Below are 17,789 nucleotides of genomic sequence, written 5' to 3'. Positions count from 1 at the left end.
CTTTACTTTTTGATTTCTTCGATCAAGATTTTTGCTAGTAACTGGTAGACGATCTCTTTATTTCCAGAACGAAAAATCTCTGTATTCAGGTCATTCATGATGATCGCTCCGCTGATTTTTCCTAGGAGTTTTTTATCTGTCTCATCGATCGGCGAGGGAGCCAGCATGACGAGCATCCGTGATAAATCGATCGTTTGTTTGTCCATACTCTCGATTTTTAACGCGTTTTTTAGATTGAAAATACAAAAAATCGGTTTTGAAACAGCTGAACTTGATGTATGGAACAAACCCATATTGGTGTGCGGAATACCGATTGGCGCTTGTTTATATCTCTTCATCAGCTTGTAACGGACTACTGATTGGTCATTTATCACTTCAGGAAAGTACGCGAACAATCCATCTATTGTTTCTGAGATAGTTGATGGATTATCGATTGTCTGGATAAAAAAACTACTCAGCAAGATATTGATCCGATCCATGACAGACATGGTCTGTTCATATGTATCTTCAATCAACGAGGCCGGCTTTTCGTTTTCCTTGGCATGACGATGCTTTTTTGTGATATGAGAAAACTCTTCTCTCAGCTGTTTGACCTCGTCTTCCAATAGTAAAGGTGAGACTAGAATATATTTGCCATCATAACCTGGTAGAATAGAGGTCGAGATGACAAGGTCATAGTTATCCTGCAGATCGATTTTCTTCAAATCGGCGATCCGGTAAAAATGGATCTGCTGGATAAACGGGAAATATCTTTTCAATCTCATCTCGAGCATACTTGTCGATGCAAGTCCACTAGGTGAAAAACCGGCAATACTGATGGTACTTTCTTTTGGACTTTTTTCTAATGAATTGGCAAAATGAAGCACCATATAGGCAATTTCTTCTTCTGACAATTTCTTTTCTTGGAAAATATGTCCGACTGCATGCCGTAGCGCTTGTGCAATCTCTTCATACTGCACCATGATTTTTTCTAAAATCGGGTTAGATAACACTTCTTCTTGTAAAACTGCTCTTGAAAACACACCAGATAGATGCGTCAAAAGCATTTTATATAATGTTTCGTCTTCATAAAAATGGACATTGGTCTCATCGCTCACTTCTTGGATCAGCTTTTTGACTAGGTAAGCCAATTGCGTATCAAAGGTTTCTTCAAAGAAATTCTGGTCGAAGGAATTCGAGAAATCATTCAATAGACTGGCAAAAAACACGATCTCATTGACTGGATACAATTGTTTCGTCTCTGCTCCGATTTTCGAAAACAACTGTTTGGCTGTGCCTAGCAGGTCTTTGTTGACTAAACCTGTATAGGTCTCATTCGTCAGTAAATGGTTGTTTGTGACCCGATCCATTGTGATAGCCAGCATCAGCACCAGATGTTCGAGTTTACGATCACTTAGATCTGTTTTTTGCTGGACTAGTTCTTCTCCTACTACTTTTTGGGCCAGTGCCAAATGCTGTGTTGCCACAAATCTGAAAAAATAATTGGAAGAAGGATCGGATTCTGAGTGATGAAAAATTTCATATTCATTGATTTCAAGTTCGAGGACGTTTGCAACGAGTAGTCTTCGATATTTTTCCGGTCCAGTGACCTCATACCCGCGATTACGGATGATCTCTAATGGAAGCTGGCTGATACTTGCTTCCAGCTGTTTGATATCTGCATAAAAAGTGGTATTGCTGATGAGATACTTCTCTAGAAAATAGGTCAAGCTAAGCGGATCATCTGTCAAAAGCAATTCAGCTAATATCGCGTGCTGTCTTTGGGCGGTGGATAACTCCTCGCTTTTTTCCTGGCCTTCTTCCTGTAGTTTCTTTCTTATTTCTTCTGTTGCGTTAATGACAAAAGCCCCTCTGCCAACTTTTTGCAGATGTGCCCCTTCTGACTTTAGCGACAACTCCAAATTATCCAGTTCTCGGTAGACGGTCCTTCTGCTGACTTTCAGCAAATTCATCATCCGTTTGATAGAAACTGGTGATGGACTGTTAATGAGTTCTGTCAGCAGCTGTTTCTCTCTTGGTGACAAATACACTGCAGTCTTCTCCTCTCAATAACTTTTCATATTCCTGATTGATGACTAGATGATCGACAACGATCAAACATTCGAGCTTTTCTGCCAATTGATAGCGTGCGGCGATGTTTTTCGTTGTGATATAAATAGTATTTTGATCAGGTCTGATTTGCTCCACAGGTTTTTTCTCGACAAACAATGACTGATGATATTTTTCTGCCAATTGTCGAAACACAGTCATTCCCATCGTTTGTGAACCTCTTCTGTCTTTTTCATACAGGAAAACCACTGCAGCTTTTTTTGAAGCCTGAGCTCTCACTGTTTGGTTGTGTACTGGATCGACTTCTACTGACTGATGGATTCTTCTTTTGATTTCAGGAAGATAATCCTCGATCTCCAAAAAATGGTCCACTGGCAAAATCTCATTGTCTGACACTTTTTCACGAGCCAAGCTTGCCAGTTCTTTTTGTACGATTATCAGCTGATTTTGCCGTTTTTCTAATGTATAGATAGAACCATAGTCTACTGGGATCTCTTCTTGGAGGGCTTTTCTCAATAAGGCCGCCCCCATCGCACTGGAGCCCATCCCTGAATCACAGGCGAATATGATATGATTGATCAATGGTTTTTCCACGACAGCCTTCCTTTCATCAATTAAGAGTTGTTTTTCTGTTTTTTTCGATTTTTCTGGCAGTTTCATCAAAAGAGCGGCGCAGACAAACATGACTGCCGTACTGATGAAAATCCCCATAGCCACTCCTAACAACTGCGCACGAGGTGTATTAGCAAAAATAACAAGCAAAGACCCTGGCGAAACTGGCGCAGTCAACCCTGCATCTAGCAATTGGAACACTAGCGTTCCGGCCGTACCACCTGCCATTACTGCTAAGAACAAACGAGGCTGCATCAGTACAAATGGAAAGTATATTTCGTGGATACCGCCAAACGCCTGGATCATGAGAGCACCACCTGCGTTTACTTTCGCTGACTTCTTTGCAAAAAGGATGTTAGCAAGTAAAATACCGACACCAGGACCAGGATTCGCCTCCATCAAAAACAGGATCGACCGTCCATTTGTTCGGGAAAATTCGATACCTAACGGCGTCAATATGCCATGGTTGATCGCGTTGTTGAAAAATAGGACTTTCAAAGGTTCGACGAGTAGATTAACGAATGGAAGTGCATTTCGCTTGATCAGCCAGAAGACGGCATCGGCTAATTGCTGATGGATGGTTCCAATGAGTGGCTCGACCGCTACGATTCCTACAATACAGCAGATCCCACCGATCATACCAACCAGCAAATTACCGGCAAGCATCTCATATCCAGCTTTTAATCTGGGAGAAAGCCATTTGTCACTATAGGAATAAACCGCTCCTGCCACAGGTCCTACTAGCATTGCCCCTACGATTTGCGGGACATCAGAAGCTGCGATGATCCCTAGTGAAGCGATTGCTCCTGTTATAGCACCTTTTTGTCCGCCAGAAGCTTTTCCGCCTAAATAACTGATCAATATCGGTAGCAGAAGTCTGATCATCCAGTCGCATACTTCGGTCAATGTACGATGGAGCTCCCCCGATACGTGATTCGCTAGTAAAGATAACAGCCCCCATGCAATGAAAAGGCTGAGATTTGGCATGATCATTTCATTCAAATGATGACCAAATTTCCGTAACTGCTGGATAGTGATCAGACGATTGATAGAAAACGCATCCATTTTCTGTTTCATTAGTTTTTGCTGCAATGTTTTCACCACACTTTGGTAACTCTCAGATTTTTTTCCTCTGCTTGTTTGTCTCTAAATGTCTAAAAGAGGTTGTGAGCCTGCCGTTTAACTCTGAGGCACAAGGAACAATTTCAACAAACAGCTTCTCATGTTTGTTGAATATTGTGACTTGTGCCCGAGGAGTTGGCAGGAGAACACCGTGAATCAGAGGTTGTGACAACTGCGTTCTGCTTTAAGGAATAAGGACACTGAGCAGAAAATAGCTCCTCATATTTTCTTGTTCAGTGAACTTATTGCCGAGAAGCAGCAGTTGGAACACCGTTTATAGAGGTTGTGAAAATGCTGTCCTACATCAAGTAACAAGAATAGCCAAACAAAAATAGTTCTCCATATTTTTCGTTTGGTTGGGCTTATTACCGCAGATGCAAGCTTTGGAACACCATGTATTCGGAAAAAGGAGCTGCAGTCACAGCTCCTTTTGAATCACTTCATGACAAACAACAACTTATTTGCCAGGTTCAGAAGCAATGATTGCTAATTCGCCTTGTACGGTCCATTCTTCCACACCATCTGGGATAATACAGCTTGTTCCTTTTTCTAGTGTGTAGGTTTTTCCTGCAACGACAAGTTCGCCAGCCCCGTCAATAACAGTCATCAATGTATAAGGTGCTTGTTTTTTGAAATTCGTGATTCCTTTGATATCCCACTCGTAGACATTGAAAAATTCTGTTTCTAAATAGGTAACGATCGATGAATTTCCTTTGCGTACTTCTTTGACTTGCAACTCAGGCGTTTTTGCCGGAACAGTCGTCACATCGATAGACTGTTGGATGTGCAATTCACGTGTTTTTCCTTGATTGTCTTTACGGTCATAATCATAAACACGATAAGTAGTGTCAGAGCTTTGCTGTGTTTCTAAGATCATGATCCCTTTGCCGATCGCGTGGATCGTTCCACTTGGTACGTAGAAGAAATCTCCTTTTTTCACAGGCACTTTCTTCAGCAGATCATCCCAACGTCCATCTTCGATCATTTCTGCTAGTTCTTCTCTCGTTTGCGCATGGTGACCATAAATGATCTCTGCACCTGGTTCTGCATCGATAATATACCAGCATTCTGTCTTTCCAAGCTCTCCTTCGTGTTCCATGCCGTAAGCATCATCTGGATGGACTTGTACGGAAAGTTCATCTTCTGCATCTAAGATCTTGATAAGCAAAGGAAAAACGGGTTCTGAAGGATGTCCGAACAATTCTTTATGCTCTGCCCATAGATCATCTAACTTTTGACCTTTGAATTCTCCGTTTTCTACAACACTTACGCCATGAGGATGTGCACTGATTGCCCAATCTTCCCCAATTTTATCATTTGGCAAGTCAAAACCGAAGACAGAATGCAGCCGATTTCCTCCCCAAATCTTTTCTTGAAAAACTGGTTTTAAAAACATAGGTTCTTGCATGACTAAAACTCCTCTCAATTTTCATAGCTATTATAGCACTATTTCTGTAATAACGCTTTCTCTTTCAAAAAATTTTCAATGATTTCGTCTCGATTTTGAATATACACTTCTCGATGATCGACTGGATGGATCCGATTGGACAGGAATACGAACGCTTCTTGATCAATGATATCAATAAGGAAGAACGTTCCGGTATACCCTGTATGAAAAAGTATGGGATGCTGATCATTATAGTTCCTCTTCAAATCCCATCCTAACGAACGATCCCCGTTTTTTTCTGGTGTCTGATCCTGCAAAAGAGCTTCGATCGTTTGTTCTTCAAAAAAACGTCCGTCCTTGACAAGTCCTTTATTCAAATACATTTCTATGAATGAAAGACTGTCTTTCAAATCAATGAAAAGTCCCGCATTGCCCGCATGTTCTGCCAGTACTCGTGCTTTTGGATCATGCGTGATCCCTCGCAGAACTTCGCCAGTCGGCAGCTGTTCTGTTGGGACGATTTTTTTGGATGGAAAGGGAAGGAACAAACTGTCCATCATCCCGAGAGGTTCCAAGACCTGTTCTTGGAATACTTCGACAAGCGGTTCCTGATAGATCTCTTCTAACATCAAACCTAACAAGATCGTTCCGGCGTCTGTATATTTCACCGTTTTTCCCAATTGATCTCCCGGCTGTAATTTCAAATACGCAGCAATCAATTCTTCCTGAGATAACTGGTCACGATCAGGGATCCAAGTTTTGATATCAGAAGTATGCGTCAGCAGATGTCTCAAGGTGATCGTCCGATTCTCAAATGCTGGTAAATATTCATGCAAAGACTGGTCTAAATCGATCTTCCCGTCTTCCCATAACCGCAGGATCAAGCTCGTTGTCGCGATGACTTTTGTAAGAGAAGCCGCATCAAAAAGAAGGTCTTCTTCCATCAGTTGCTTTTCGGGGACAAGTTGAGCGAAGCCGGCTGAAAATGACTCGGTTTCCCCTTGACTGACAAAAGCCGCGACTACCCCGGGATAAACGCCTTCTTCTAGTTTTTTCAAAATCAGTTGTTTGGTTTCTGGATACATCTTTTCCTCCTTCTGTCATGAAGAAAATCATTGCATTTCTTCTTGCACTATCAGCCCAAGCATATAGCTTTCTGCAAAAGGAATCAATAGTTTTATCAAAAAGAACGGAGGTCACTCAGAAAAATTCTGAATGACCTCCGCCCTTAGAAATGACATCAAGTACAACTATCGTTAAGAAAGAAATGGTTCATCGTCACACTTGATATCTGTTCTACTTTTTTCATTTGGCTCACTGACAAACCACCATTCGATCCCGATCGAATCATAGATCGTCAATACCGTGTGTTTTTTATCTAAAAAGAAATCGATCGCTAACTCTTCCAAGTGAGTGATCAGATTTTCCATGCTATCTGGATCGATCACGAATTTCAGGAAGTCCAACCCGATCACTTCGTCTGTCGGCAAATTGAGCGCCTCGCCTTGTGCTTCTGTCAGACCGACATGAAAGTCGCCTTCATTCAATACGTAAAGTTTGTTTTCTTCATTTTGTACCTTCAAACCAAGGACGTGCTCAAGAAATTTACGTTCTTTCGTCAAATCCGTCACATTCAAATGGATCTTTTCGAAATAAGAACCTGCGGACAATTTACTGAATTTTTCTTCTGATTTACGCAGCAAAGCTTCCTGATCCATTCTCTCTGGTGTTTCTTTCTGGTCATCTTTGCGCTCTTCATGATAGATCTCGATCTCGTTTTCTTCCGGATCACTTAGTAAAATCCCTAAACGACCATGATCTTCTAACGCATCTTTAATCGGATAATTCGTTTTTCGGATACGGCACAAGATGTCTGCCATTTCCTCTACGCTAGGAATGATCAGTGAGAACCGATTCAGCTTTTTGATCTCCCCGATGTGATCATTTGCTCTTGGGCTTTCTTCCAACAGCAACATTTCGCTTCCGTTTTCTTCTGTTCCTAAAATCGCCAGTTCATTTTCTTCCCGTTTCAAGTCAAAACCGATCGTGTTTTTGTAAAAATCGATCATCTTATCCCGGTCTTTGACCCGGATCGCCACACTTTTCAAAGAGGTGGCAGCCCCCAATTTAAAATCTTTCATATTCTTGCTCCCCTCCACGTCAGCTTTATTTTAACGATGCTTCTCTCTTCTTTCAAGCAATAACACAGTTTTTGTTAAAAAAAATGTGAGAACCTTCGCATTTACAGGGAAATACGTCTAAAAACAATCAAAAAACAAAAAAAAACGAACAGGGAATGTCACATCACTTTGTTCCATTCCCTGTCATTTTACTTGTTCGAAGTAATACCTATTGTCCTATGCTCGGTGTTCAGACCGCTTCTTCTTCTGAAAACTGGCTATTATAAAGATCGGCATAAAACCCGTCTTTTTCCATCAATTGATCATGGTTGCCGGTTTCCACGATCGATCCGTGGTTCATTACGATGATATTGTCTGCATCACGTATCGTTGACAAACGGTGAGCAACGACGAAGCTTGTCCGGTTTTCCAATAAACGGTTCATCGCTTTTTGGATCAGGATCTCCGTACGTGTATCCACACTAGAGGTTGCTTCATCAAGAATCAGTACGTCAGGATTTGCTAAGAAAGCGCGAGCGATCGTGATCAATTGACGTTGTCCTTGCGAGATATTGCTTGCTTCTTCATTTAATACTGTGTTGTAGCCATCTGGCAATTTACGGACAAATTCGTCCACGTGAGCGGCTTTAGCTGCTTCAATCACTTGTTCTTCCGTTGCGTCGTCATTTCCGTATTTGATATTGTCATAGATACTTCCTGTAAATAACCAAGTATCCTGCAAGACCATCGAGAATTGGGCGCGCAGTACATCTCGAGAAAGGTCACGGGTATCTACGCCATCATAACGAATACTTCCACCTGACACATCATAAAAGCGTTCTAGCAAGTTGATCAAGGTCGTTTTCCCTGCACCAGTCGGACCAACGATAGCGACCATCTCTCCCGGTTTGACATCAAGATTGAAATCAGTCATCAACAGGTTATCTGGTGTATAGCCAAATTGGACATTTTGAAAACGGACTTTATATGGTGTATCTTTTTCTACTGGAAGTCCGGATTTTTCTTCTGTCATCTCTTCTTCATCTAGCACTTGGAATACCCGTTCTGCCGAAGCCACTGTTGATTGGATCGTATTCATCAAGCTTGCCAGCTGAGTGATCGGTTGTGAAAATTGAGTCGTATATTGTAAGAAAGCCTGTACGTCCCCAAGTGTCATATTCCCATTTGCGACTTTTACCCCGCCTAGTACAGCTACAAAGACATAGCCCAAGTTTTTGACGAAGTTCATCAAAGGCATGATGATCGCTGAGATGAATTGTGCTTTCCAGCCTGCAGCATACAGCTTCTGGTTTTCTTCTTCAAATACTTCCTGGTCTTTTTCTGTATGGTTGAACGTTTTGACGATGGTATGGCCGCCGTAGGTTTCTTCGACTTGGTTATTCAAAAGACCAAGGCTCTTTTGCTGATCAGCAAAGAATACTTGCGATTTTGGCGCAATGATCATAACGATGATCAAACTCAATGGGATCATCAATAAGGCTACGAGCGTCAATTGCCAACTGATAGACAACATCATCACGATCACACCGATCAGTGTGACTGCGCTGGTGACAAATTGCGTAAGGTTCTGCTGCAGTGTACTTGCGATATTATCCATATCATTGATTGCCCGAGACATGATGTCCCCGTTCGTATGTGTATCATAATAAGAAATCGGCACCCGATTCATTTTTGCTTCTAGGTCATGACGCAATTCATAAACGGTCCGTTGTGAAACACGTGTCATGATAAATTGCTGCAGGAAATTGAACACTGCCGAGATCAGATACATGACGATCACGGTAAAAATGATTTGCGCGATCTTATCGAAATCGATCGGTAATTTCGTGATCTGCTGTCCCTGCTGCATTTGCTGTGCACCAGTCATCACACCTTTGAAGATCTCTGTTGTTGCTTTCCCCAAGACTTTCGGTGTCTGGATCTGGAAAACGACTGCGGCAATCGCCAGTACGAAAACTGTAATGATCGCTACCAACCGTTTTGACATATAACCGAACAATCGACGGACAGTTCCCCAGAAATTTTTAGGTTTCTCTCCTTTGGCACCGATATTTCTGCCTGGTCCGCCATGTCCTGGCCCAGCTGCTGGTCCATGAGAGGTTTTTGTGTTTGTTTTACTCATGCTAGATCCTCCTCTCTCAATTGTGAATGAACGATTTCCTGGTACGTTTCATTTGTTTCAAGTAATTCATCGTGTGTTCCTTTGCCGACTAGCTTGCCTTCATCGAGAACTAAGATCGTGTCAGCATCCATTACGGTACTTACTCGCTGTGCGACTAAGACTGTGATGCTTTCTTTCATATTGACCTTCAAGGCTTGGCGCAGTTTCGCATCCGTTTTGAAGTCCAATGCTGAAAAAGAATCATCGAATACATAGACATCTGCTGGTTTGACTAAAGCACGCGCAATAGCTAAACGTTGTCTTTGTCCACCGGAGAAGTTCCCTCCGCCTTGTTCTACATGACTGTCCAGTCCATCTTCAAGTTCTGAAACAAAGTCTTTTGCCTGAGCGATCTCCAAGGCTTTCCAAATCATTTCATCTGTGGCATCAGATTTCCCGTACTGCATATTGTCGCGGATCGTTCCAGAAAACAGCATCGACTTTTGAGGAACGAAGCCCATCAGTTCGCGTAGATTGTGCTGTGTCATCTCACTGATACTTGTTCCATTGATCCTGATTTCTCCAGATTCGATATCATATAAACGAGGGATCAGATTGACTAAAGTCGATTTCCCTGACCCTGTTCCACCGATGATTGCCACGATTTCGCCGGATTTCGCCGAAAAATCGATGTCTTCAAGTGCAAGTTTTTCTGCGCCACGATAGCGGTAATTGACATGATCGAATACTAAAGAAGCCTCTTTTCCAGCTAAAGAAACAGTTTTCGGATCTTTTGGATCATTGATACCGATCTCTTCATCCAGTACTTCGTTGATCCGATCAGCAGATGCTTGCGCACGCGGCACCATGATAAATATGGCAGAAAGCATCATAAAACTGATCAGAATCTGCATGGCATAAGTCATAAAAGCAATCAGGTTCCCAACTTCAAGCGTCATATCAGCTATGTAGTGTCCGCCAAACCATGTGATTGCAACGTTCGTTCCACTCATGATCAATGTCATTACTGGCATCATCAAGGCAACGATCGTGTTTACTTTGATTGCTGTGTTCGTATAATCTTTGTTCGCTAGATCGAACCGATTTTCTTCAAAACGTGTTTTATCAAATGCCCGGATCACACGGACACCTGTCAAACCTTCACGAAATACCAGATTCAACCGGTCTGTTTTCTTTTGCATGCTCTTGAATAGCGGCACGGCAAAATACATGATCCCGCCGACTAATACCAGCATCACAGGAATCACGACTAAGAAGATTTTCGTCAGCTGATGATCCTTCTGATAAGCTAAAAAGCTGGCACCGATCAATGTGATTGGTGCATTGATCATCATACGCAAGAACATCTGAGTCACCATTTGGATTTGAGTGACATCATTCGTCGTACGTGTGATCAAAGAAGCTGTACCATATTTGTCAAAAGCATCATTCGTCAAGCTTTCTGATTTTTTGTAAACATCCGTACGCAATTGTTTCCCTAATTTTTGAGATTCTCGTGTAGCGAAAAATGTATTAGCGATCGCTGCGAAAATGCTGATCAAAGAAAATCCGATCATCACAAATCCAGTTTGCCAGATATAATCGACATCTCCTTGTGCGACCCCTTTATCGATGATGTTAGAGGTAAGTGTCGGCAAATACAGGTCTGCGAATACTTGGATAACCATGAAAACCGCAGCTGCAATAGCCGAAGTCAAGGAGATCCGTTTTACGATTTTTAGCATCTTATTCCCTTCTTTCTATTTATATGCTCCGTTTTTTAGCCAGGAGAGCTTTAATTTGAATTCTTTGATTGCTTCGTCCGCCGAGTAATCCTCAGATGTAGAAAAAGATTTATAAGAATGAGCGATCGTTGTGAATACCGTATTCATGACTAATTGGATCAGTAATTCCAATTCATGGGAATCATTGACTTTCAACTTTGTCTGATCGATCAATTCGATCAATTCCTTGGCATCTTGCTTGTGGTTCTTATGCGGACTTAGTCGATGATCCTTTGATGTATGAGGAACGACTTTTCGAGAAGCTCGATAGTCCATATTCATAAACAGATTTCGATAAAAAGAAGCATTCTCGCCTTCTAATGTATCGCGGATCATCTTGGTAAAATACAACTCGAATCCTTTGAATAGATCGCCTTTTGCTTCTTTCATCAATTGAAGCATGTCCTTAGAGCTATCTCTTCTGACTGTTTCAAAATAATAAAAGTAAAGATCTTCTTTATCTTCGAAATACTGATAAAAGCTGCCACGGGGAATATCTGCTAGTTTCACGATGTTTGCGATCGAAGCTTCATTCAATGGCACTCTGGAAAATTCTACCCGAGCGGCTTCTAAAAGTCGTTTTTGCTTTTCTTCAGGTAAATGAAAAAATGTTTGAGTCGGCATTTTTTTCCTCCTTTCTGTCGATTTATGACACCTTGTCATATGACGCTATGTCATTATAACACCTTGATGATGTTTTGCAAGATATTTGCAACATTTTTTTCAGTCGGGCTACATTACTTAAAAAAAGTGTAAGACCGATCCTTCTATTTGAATAAATACAAGCGTACCTTTAGAATAGCTCCATACTAAACAAAGGATGACGATAAATGGCCAAATCAATTACTGTCCAAGACTTCAATCAGCTGACACTAGGAACAGATGCAGTTGTCCTGGATACTCGAAATACATTGGATTATACAAAAAAACACCTTAGTCACTCACTCTCTATCCCTGCTGCTCACTTGCCGAAACAATTGAAAAATCTAGATCCTTTTAAACACTATTACATCCTCAGCTACACGGGAAGACGTTCTGAAATACTTGCAGATCAGCTGACCGAGCAAGGATTCCATGCGGTCTACATCGTTGGAGGGATGGAAGCGTTACAGGGGAGTGTGGCGTAGGAAAAGGTTGTGACAACTGCGTTCTGCTTTAAGGAATAAGGACACTGAACAGAAAATAGCTTCCCATATTTTCTTGTTCAGTGAACTTATTGCCGAGAAGCAGCAGTTGGAACACCGTGTATGAGGTTGTGAAAAAGCTGTTCTGCATCAAGCAGTAAGAACAAACAGATAAAAACAGCTCCTCATGTTTTTCATCTGTTTGGGCTTAGTGCCGCAGATGCAAGCTTTTGAACACCGTGTAGAAGGTTGTGAAAGCAGCGCTTTGACCTGAGTATTAGAGAAGAAAAATGTAAAATAGCTCTTCATATTTTGTATTTTTCTGAGCTAATATCGAAGGTCAGCTGATTGAACACCGTAAATCAGAGGTCGTGAGCCTGCCGTTTAACTCTGAGGCACAAGGAACAATTTCAACAAACAGCTTCTCATGTTTGATGAATATTGTGACTTGTGCCCGAGGAGTTGGCAGGAGAACACCGTGTGTGAGGTTGTGAAAGCAGCGCTTTGACCTAAGCATTAGCAAGGAAAAATGAAAAATAGCTTCCCATATTTTGCATTTTTCTGAACTAATGCCGAAGGTCAGCTACTTGAACACCGTGTATGAAGTTGTCACAACTTCGCCCTGATTTGAATGCAGATAATGACGCTTTATCATCGGATCACTTTTCTTCTTCCGGATACCACCATAACCACCGTCAATGGAAAAAAACTTGATAGCCTTTTCTTTTTCAAGTAAACTAACCTTGTTGGTCTTAGACATAACAAACAGGCAAAAAAAAGGAGAAGGTAGGATTATGGCATCTGTATTAGTAATCAAAGGACATCCTTTAACTGCTCAAGAATCACGTTCAGTTAAAGCATTAACTACATTTTTAACAAGTTATCAAGAAAATCATCCTAATGATGAAGTCACTCTTTTAGAACTTTATCGTGATGATATCCCAGAAATCGATGAAGAACTTTTATCTGGCTGGGAAGCGCTTCGTGCAGGAGCAGAGTTTTCTTCATTATCAGAAAGCCAGCAGCAGAAAATCTCCCGCTTCAACGAACTGACAGAGCAGTTTCTTGCAGCCGATAAGATCGTTATTGCAAATGCATTGTGGAATTTGAATATCCCTACAAAATTAAAAGCATGGTTTGACACAGTCAATGTTGCCGGCAAAACCTTCCGTTATACCGAAAACGGACCAGAAGGATTAGTTTCAGGGAAAAAAGCATTGCACATCCAATCAAATGGCGGTGTATATAACGGACAAGATTTTGCTTCTCAATATGTAAAAGGGATCTTGAACTTTGTCGGAATCGATGACGTACAGCAATTATTCATCGAAGGAATCGACTATGCGCCAGACCGTGCAGATGAACTGATGCAAGCGGCTTTGGATCAAGCAACAGAACTAGGAAAAACTTTCTAGAACAGATATGTTTCGATCGTGAAAAAGACAAAAAGACCAGGGCAGAAACTGCCTTGGCCTTTTTGATTTTTGTCCACGGACGTTTTCGCCCTCTTTATTCTTTATGCTGATCCGGTGTCTTTTCTTCATAAAGCGTCGAAATCGTCGTATACCACTCGAAAATATGCGTAATGACTACTTTTGCTGCTGCATATACTGGTATCCCAAGTATGACACCGATAATACCGAACAATTTTCCTGACGTCAGCAATACGAGCAAGATCGTCACTGGATGAATCGATAGCTGGTTGCCCAAGACTAACGGCGAAATCAGTCTTCCTTCAATCGTCTGCTCTGCCGCAAATACGACTAGCACCTTGATGATCATGACGGGTCCGGCAACGATGGCTAAAAACAAAGCAGGAATCATTGCCAAAAACGATCCTAGATAAGGGATCAAATTCAAAAAACCGGCAATGATCCCAAGTGTGACCGCATAATCTAAGCCAATGATCGCAAACCCGATCATGAACATGATCGCTACCGCAAATGCGACCGTCAACTGCCCTCTTATATAAGAAGAAACTTGACTGTTCATTTCACTCAATACCTTCAAAGTCGGTTTCCGCATACGCGTCGGCAGGAATTTCACGAAATAAGGCGCTAACTGCTTCCCGTCTTTCAATAAATAAAACAAGATGAACGGCATCGTCAATAAAGCAACGAGGATCGTCGCGACTGCTCCGACAAAACTGCCTAGACTCTGGACTGTGCTTTTCGATATATCTTGGATCATGTCTCCCGCAGAGCTCATAAAACGATCGCCTGCGGTCTCTAGCTGTTCACGGAATTGGTTGAACAACGGATCGCGTAAGATTTCCGTTAATTTCTCATCGATCGTGTCGACGTATTGCGGAAAATTACTGATAAAGCTCACGGTCTGTTCCTGGATCTTCGGAATGATCACAAACGATCCCCATACGATCAAGGCAACGACCACAACGAACAGCCCAATGATACTGTATAACCGAGGGACCTTTCTTTTTTCTAAATAATCCACCACCGGATTCATCAGATAATATAAAATCCCCGCTAAAATGATTGGCAGTCCAACGATCGCCAAAAATTGCCATACCGGCTCAAAAAGATAAGAAACCTTGGTGAATAAAAAGACGATCAGCAAGATCAAAAGGACGACCAGTAAAGAGGTGACGACTTGATTATTTAAAAACCACCGCCAAAACCAGGAAACAGGTCTTGGCTTCTTGTTCTTCCCTTCCATCTGTGATCCCTCCTTTTAAGAATAACTGATTTGTGTACCTACTTGGAGCTCAGGAAGTTTGTACGGAGATAGATATACCCCATTGACGATTCTTCCTTCTTCCGGATATTGATCAAAAATCAGCGTAACATGCCCTACTGTATCAAGGTTTTGATTCGCTGTTGCGCCGACATATTCGATTTGGTATTCTTGTTCATCAAAAGTAATCTTTCCGCCTGGTTGAAGCGAGAACGCTTTTTTCGTGTCGATTTCTTGAATGACCGAATACTTTCGCAGTGCGTCTGTAGCTGTTTCATTGAATAGGATCACCATCGGCTCTTCTTCATTCACAGCTTCCGGCCCGATCTCTGTTATAGTTGCATGAATCATATTATTCTCTCCTTTACTGCTTTAAACATCGCTTTCAAAACAAGTATAACATATTCTTTTTCTTTCACCTTCATGAACGGTTGTATGTTAGAATAAAAAAGGAATCTAGAAATCGATCTTTAGGAGGGATACAATGATTGAAACAATCATTTTAGGAACATACACCAGACGCGAAAGCGAAGGCATCTACACTATCCAGCTCGACACTGAAAAAGAAGCATTGACCAATCTTTCGCTAGCTACCAAAGAAACCAGTCCGACCTATCTTGTCAAGAGCAAAGCTGGAAATCTATATACGGTCACGAGCATAGATGGTTTAGGCGGTGCAGGAGCGTATGATCCTTCTTTTCACTTTTTGAATGCGGTAACAGAGTCCGGTGCACCCTTATGTTATGTAGCAGTGGATGAGCCCCGCCAGCTTTTATATGGTGCCAATTATCATAAAGGTGAAGTGAATGTCTATCATATTCTCAAAGATGGCGAATTAGAAGCGGCAGACGCTGTTTTCCATCAGGAACCTACTGGACCTCACAAAAACCAAGACCATGCACATGTCCACTATACGGATCTAACTCCTGATCAGCGCCTAGCTGTCTGCGATCTAGGGACAGACCGCGTATATACGTATGATGTCTCAGAAAACGGAAAACTAACTGAAAAAGCCGTATTCATAGCAGAACCCGGCACTGGGCCTCGTCACTTGGTCTTCCATCCGAATAATCAGATTGCTTACTTATTCGGTGAATTGGATAGTACGGTTCGTGTACTTTCTTATCAAAAGGAAGATGGCACATTCCAAGAGTTGCAGAAAATCTCCACTTTACCAGAAGAATTCACAGAAGAAAATGGCGGAGCTGCGATCCGTATTTCTACTGACGGTCGTTTTTTATACGCATCGAATCGCGGACATAATTCCATTGCGGTTTTTGCTATTTCAGAAGATGGTACGCACGTAGAACGTACGCAGATCATTTCCACAGAAGGAGACTTTCCGCGTGATTTTGCTTTGAGCTCAGATGACCGCTATGTCGTTTGTGCAAATCAAAATACAGACAACCTGTCTTTATACCGCAGACATCCGGAAACTGGATCGTTAGAACTGGTGCAAAAAGACGTCTATGCTCCAGAGTGCGTGTGTGTTTACTTCGATCAAATCGATTAAAGCGAGGTGCAAAAAATGGACCAACAAGAAGTACTCGATCGTTTACGGGAGGAATTAGGTATCCCGTTTTTTGAAGGAAAGCTCGAAGAAAAAAACTACAGTGAAGAAGAGTATCAAAAATTGAAAACGGATCTGGAAAACTATTTCAACGACTATGTCCGAAATGTAGAGAACTGATTCGTCATTATAGGAAAAAGAGGTTGTGAGCCTGACGTTTAACTCTGAGGCACAAGGAACAATTTCAACAAACAGCTTCTCATGTTTGATGAATAGTGTGACTTGTGCCCGAGGAGTTGGCAGGAGAACACCGTGTATGAGGTTGTGACAACTGCGTTCTGCTTTAAGGAATAAGGACACTGAACAGAAAATAGCTCCTCATATTTTCTTGTTCAGTGAACTTATTGCCGAGAAGCAGCAGTTGGAACACCGTTTAGTGGAGAGGTTGTGACAGAAGTGGGCGGCTTCAAGAAATAAGAAGGAATTTACGAAAATTGCTTCTCAAATTTTTGTAAAATTTCGGCTTATTTTTCGAAGAAGCTACTTCTGGCACAACTTTTTTCTTCCAAACAAAAAAACCGCCTAGCTGGTTAGACTTGGCGGAAAAGGAGTATCTACTCATATTGAGTCTTTTTTAAGGTGGTTGTTGGTTATAGGTTGTACTATTATCATAAAGCATCTAGAGACATTTAACATAAAAATAATATGATATTTATATTAGATAACTCTAGTTTTCAATAGGTATACGTTTTCTTCTATCTTTTCAATAACATGTTTGTCATTTTTTGGATCGCAGAAGAGATATCTTCCGTTGCCCGATCCTGCTTTTGCTCAGAAGCATCAAACAGTTCAGCATCTACTCCATTTACAGGATCGATGCTTTGGATCATTTCTTCGCAACCTGCGATATAAGAAAGGTATGCTTTTTCAAATTTCTTATGGATTCCCATCGCTTTTGCCGGCGGACGCAATGTCCCGATTTTCTTCAGCATCACATGGTATTTTTTCGTGCCTTCTTCAAAAAGCTGGACGATTTCTTCCAGTTCTTCTTTTGATAATTCAGCTGTCTTTTTCTGATCGATTGCTTCTCTTATCGATTCATATTTCGGATGCATCTCTTCGCCGATTTTTTCTGTTTCTTGCACGATCGTATCAACGGATTGTACGTAGTAGCCAATATTCGGTAACATGCTTCTTTCCTACTTTCTTGTTTTGTCTGGTTCCTATTTTACCTTTTTTATCGCTTAGGTGACAAGCTCTATCAA

Annotated in this window: 15 protein-coding genes; 4 read left to right on the top strand and 11 right to left on the bottom strand. The window is 41.6% G+C overall.

What is annotated here, in order from left to right:
* Positions 1–2: 2 nt before the first annotated feature.
* From G7Y42_RS07615 to G7Y42_RS07580, 8 genes are all read right to left on the bottom strand, one after another.
* Positions 3–2,030, bottom strand: a complete 2,028-nt coding sequence (locus tag G7Y42_RS07615) for a BglG family transcription antiterminator (RefSeq protein WP_165005306.1) — start codon at positions 2,028–2,030, stop codon at positions 3–5.
* Complete coding sequence (locus G7Y42_RS07610; protein WP_165005307.1) at positions 1,984–3,738, bottom strand: PTS transporter subunit EIIC; 1,755 nt, start codon at positions 3,736–3,738, stop codon at positions 1,984–1,986. Before G7Y42_RS07610 ends, G7Y42_RS07615 begins: the two co-directional genes overlap by 47 nt.
* A 502-nt stretch (positions 3,739–4,240) precedes the next feature.
* Complete coding sequence (gene manA, locus G7Y42_RS07605; protein WP_165005308.1) at positions 4,241–5,191, bottom strand: mannose-6-phosphate isomerase, class I; 951 nt, start codon at positions 5,189–5,191, stop codon at positions 4,241–4,243.
* Positions 5,192–5,229: 38 nt separating this feature from the next.
* Positions 5,230–6,255 (bottom strand): serine hydrolase domain-containing protein, encoded by a 1,026-nt coding sequence (locus G7Y42_RS07600; RefSeq protein WP_165005309.1) that lies wholly within the window; start codon positions 6,253–6,255, stop codon positions 5,230–5,232.
* Positions 6,256–6,426: 171 nt separating this feature from the next.
* Positions 6,427–7,311 carry a VOC family protein gene (locus tag G7Y42_RS07595; RefSeq protein WP_165005310.1) on the bottom strand — a complete coding sequence of 295 codons (885 nt, stop codon included), beginning with the start codon at positions 7,309–7,311 and terminating at the stop codon, positions 6,427–6,429.
* 229 nt (positions 7,312–7,540) lie between these two features.
* Complete coding sequence (locus tag G7Y42_RS07590; protein WP_165005311.1) at positions 7,541–9,433, bottom strand: ABC transporter ATP-binding protein; 1,893 nt, start codon at positions 9,431–9,433, stop codon at positions 7,541–7,543.
* Positions 9,430–11,157 carry an ABC transporter ATP-binding protein gene (locus G7Y42_RS07585; RefSeq protein WP_165005312.1) on the bottom strand — a complete coding sequence of 576 codons (1,728 nt, stop codon included), beginning with the start codon at positions 11,155–11,157 and terminating at the stop codon, positions 9,430–9,432. The genes G7Y42_RS07590 and G7Y42_RS07585 overlap by 4 nt, the downstream gene beginning before the upstream one ends.
* Before the next feature lie 15 nt (positions 11,158–11,172).
* Complete coding sequence (locus G7Y42_RS07580) at positions 11,173–11,820, bottom strand: TetR family transcriptional regulator (RefSeq protein WP_165005313.1); 648 nt, start codon at positions 11,818–11,820, stop codon at positions 11,173–11,175.
* Positions 11,821–12,026: 206 nt separating this feature from the next.
* Between G7Y42_RS07580 and G7Y42_RS07575 the strand changes: the two genes are divergently transcribed.
* Positions 12,027–12,323, top strand: coding sequence for a rhodanese-like domain-containing protein (locus G7Y42_RS07575; RefSeq protein WP_165005314.1), 297 nt, complete (start codon positions 12,027–12,029; stop codon positions 12,321–12,323).
* A 791-nt stretch (positions 12,324–13,114) separates the two neighbouring features.
* Positions 13,115–13,735, top strand: a complete 621-nt coding sequence (locus tag G7Y42_RS07570) for an NAD(P)H-dependent oxidoreductase (RefSeq protein WP_165005315.1) — start codon at positions 13,115–13,117, stop codon at positions 13,733–13,735.
* 94 nt (positions 13,736–13,829) lie between these two features.
* On the opposite strand, the gene G7Y42_RS07565 is transcribed toward G7Y42_RS07570, so the two are convergent.
* Positions 13,830–14,996, bottom strand: coding sequence for an AI-2E family transporter (locus tag G7Y42_RS07565; protein ID WP_165005316.1), 1,167 nt, complete (start codon positions 14,994–14,996; stop codon positions 13,830–13,832).
* A gap of 15 nt (positions 14,997–15,011) precedes the next feature.
* Positions 15,012–15,365: a PTS glucitol/sorbitol transporter subunit IIA gene (locus tag G7Y42_RS07560; RefSeq protein ID WP_165005317.1), complete on the bottom strand. Its 354-nt coding sequence runs from the start codon at positions 15,363–15,365 to the stop codon at positions 15,012–15,014.
* Between the two features lie 133 nt (positions 15,366–15,498).
* On the opposite strand from G7Y42_RS07560, the gene G7Y42_RS07555 reads away from it, so the two are divergent.
* Positions 15,499–16,527, top strand: coding sequence for a lactonase family protein (locus tag G7Y42_RS07555; protein WP_165005318.1), 1,029 nt, complete (start codon positions 15,499–15,501; stop codon positions 16,525–16,527).
* 15 nt (positions 16,528–16,542) lie between these two features.
* Positions 16,543–16,704 carry a hypothetical protein gene (locus G7Y42_RS07550; RefSeq protein WP_165005319.1) on the top strand — a complete coding sequence of 54 codons (162 nt, stop codon included), beginning with the start codon at positions 16,543–16,545 and terminating at the stop codon, positions 16,702–16,704.
* 575 nt (positions 16,705–17,279) lie between these two features.
* On the opposite strand, the gene G7Y42_RS07545 is transcribed toward G7Y42_RS07550, so the two are convergent.
* A complete protein-coding gene (locus G7Y42_RS07545) occupies positions 17,280–17,714 on the bottom strand; it encodes a hypothetical protein (RefSeq protein ID WP_165005320.1) in 435 nt (144 codons plus the stop codon).
* Between the last annotated feature and the right edge of the window lie 75 nt (positions 17,715–17,789).

It is taken from the genome of Enterococcus sp. ZJ1622 (genome assembly GCF_011038845.1).
Taxonomy (GTDB): Bacteria; Bacillota; Bacilli; order Lactobacillales; family Enterococcaceae; genus Enterococcus_B.
This window is presented reverse-complemented; position numbering and strand designations above follow the sequence as displayed.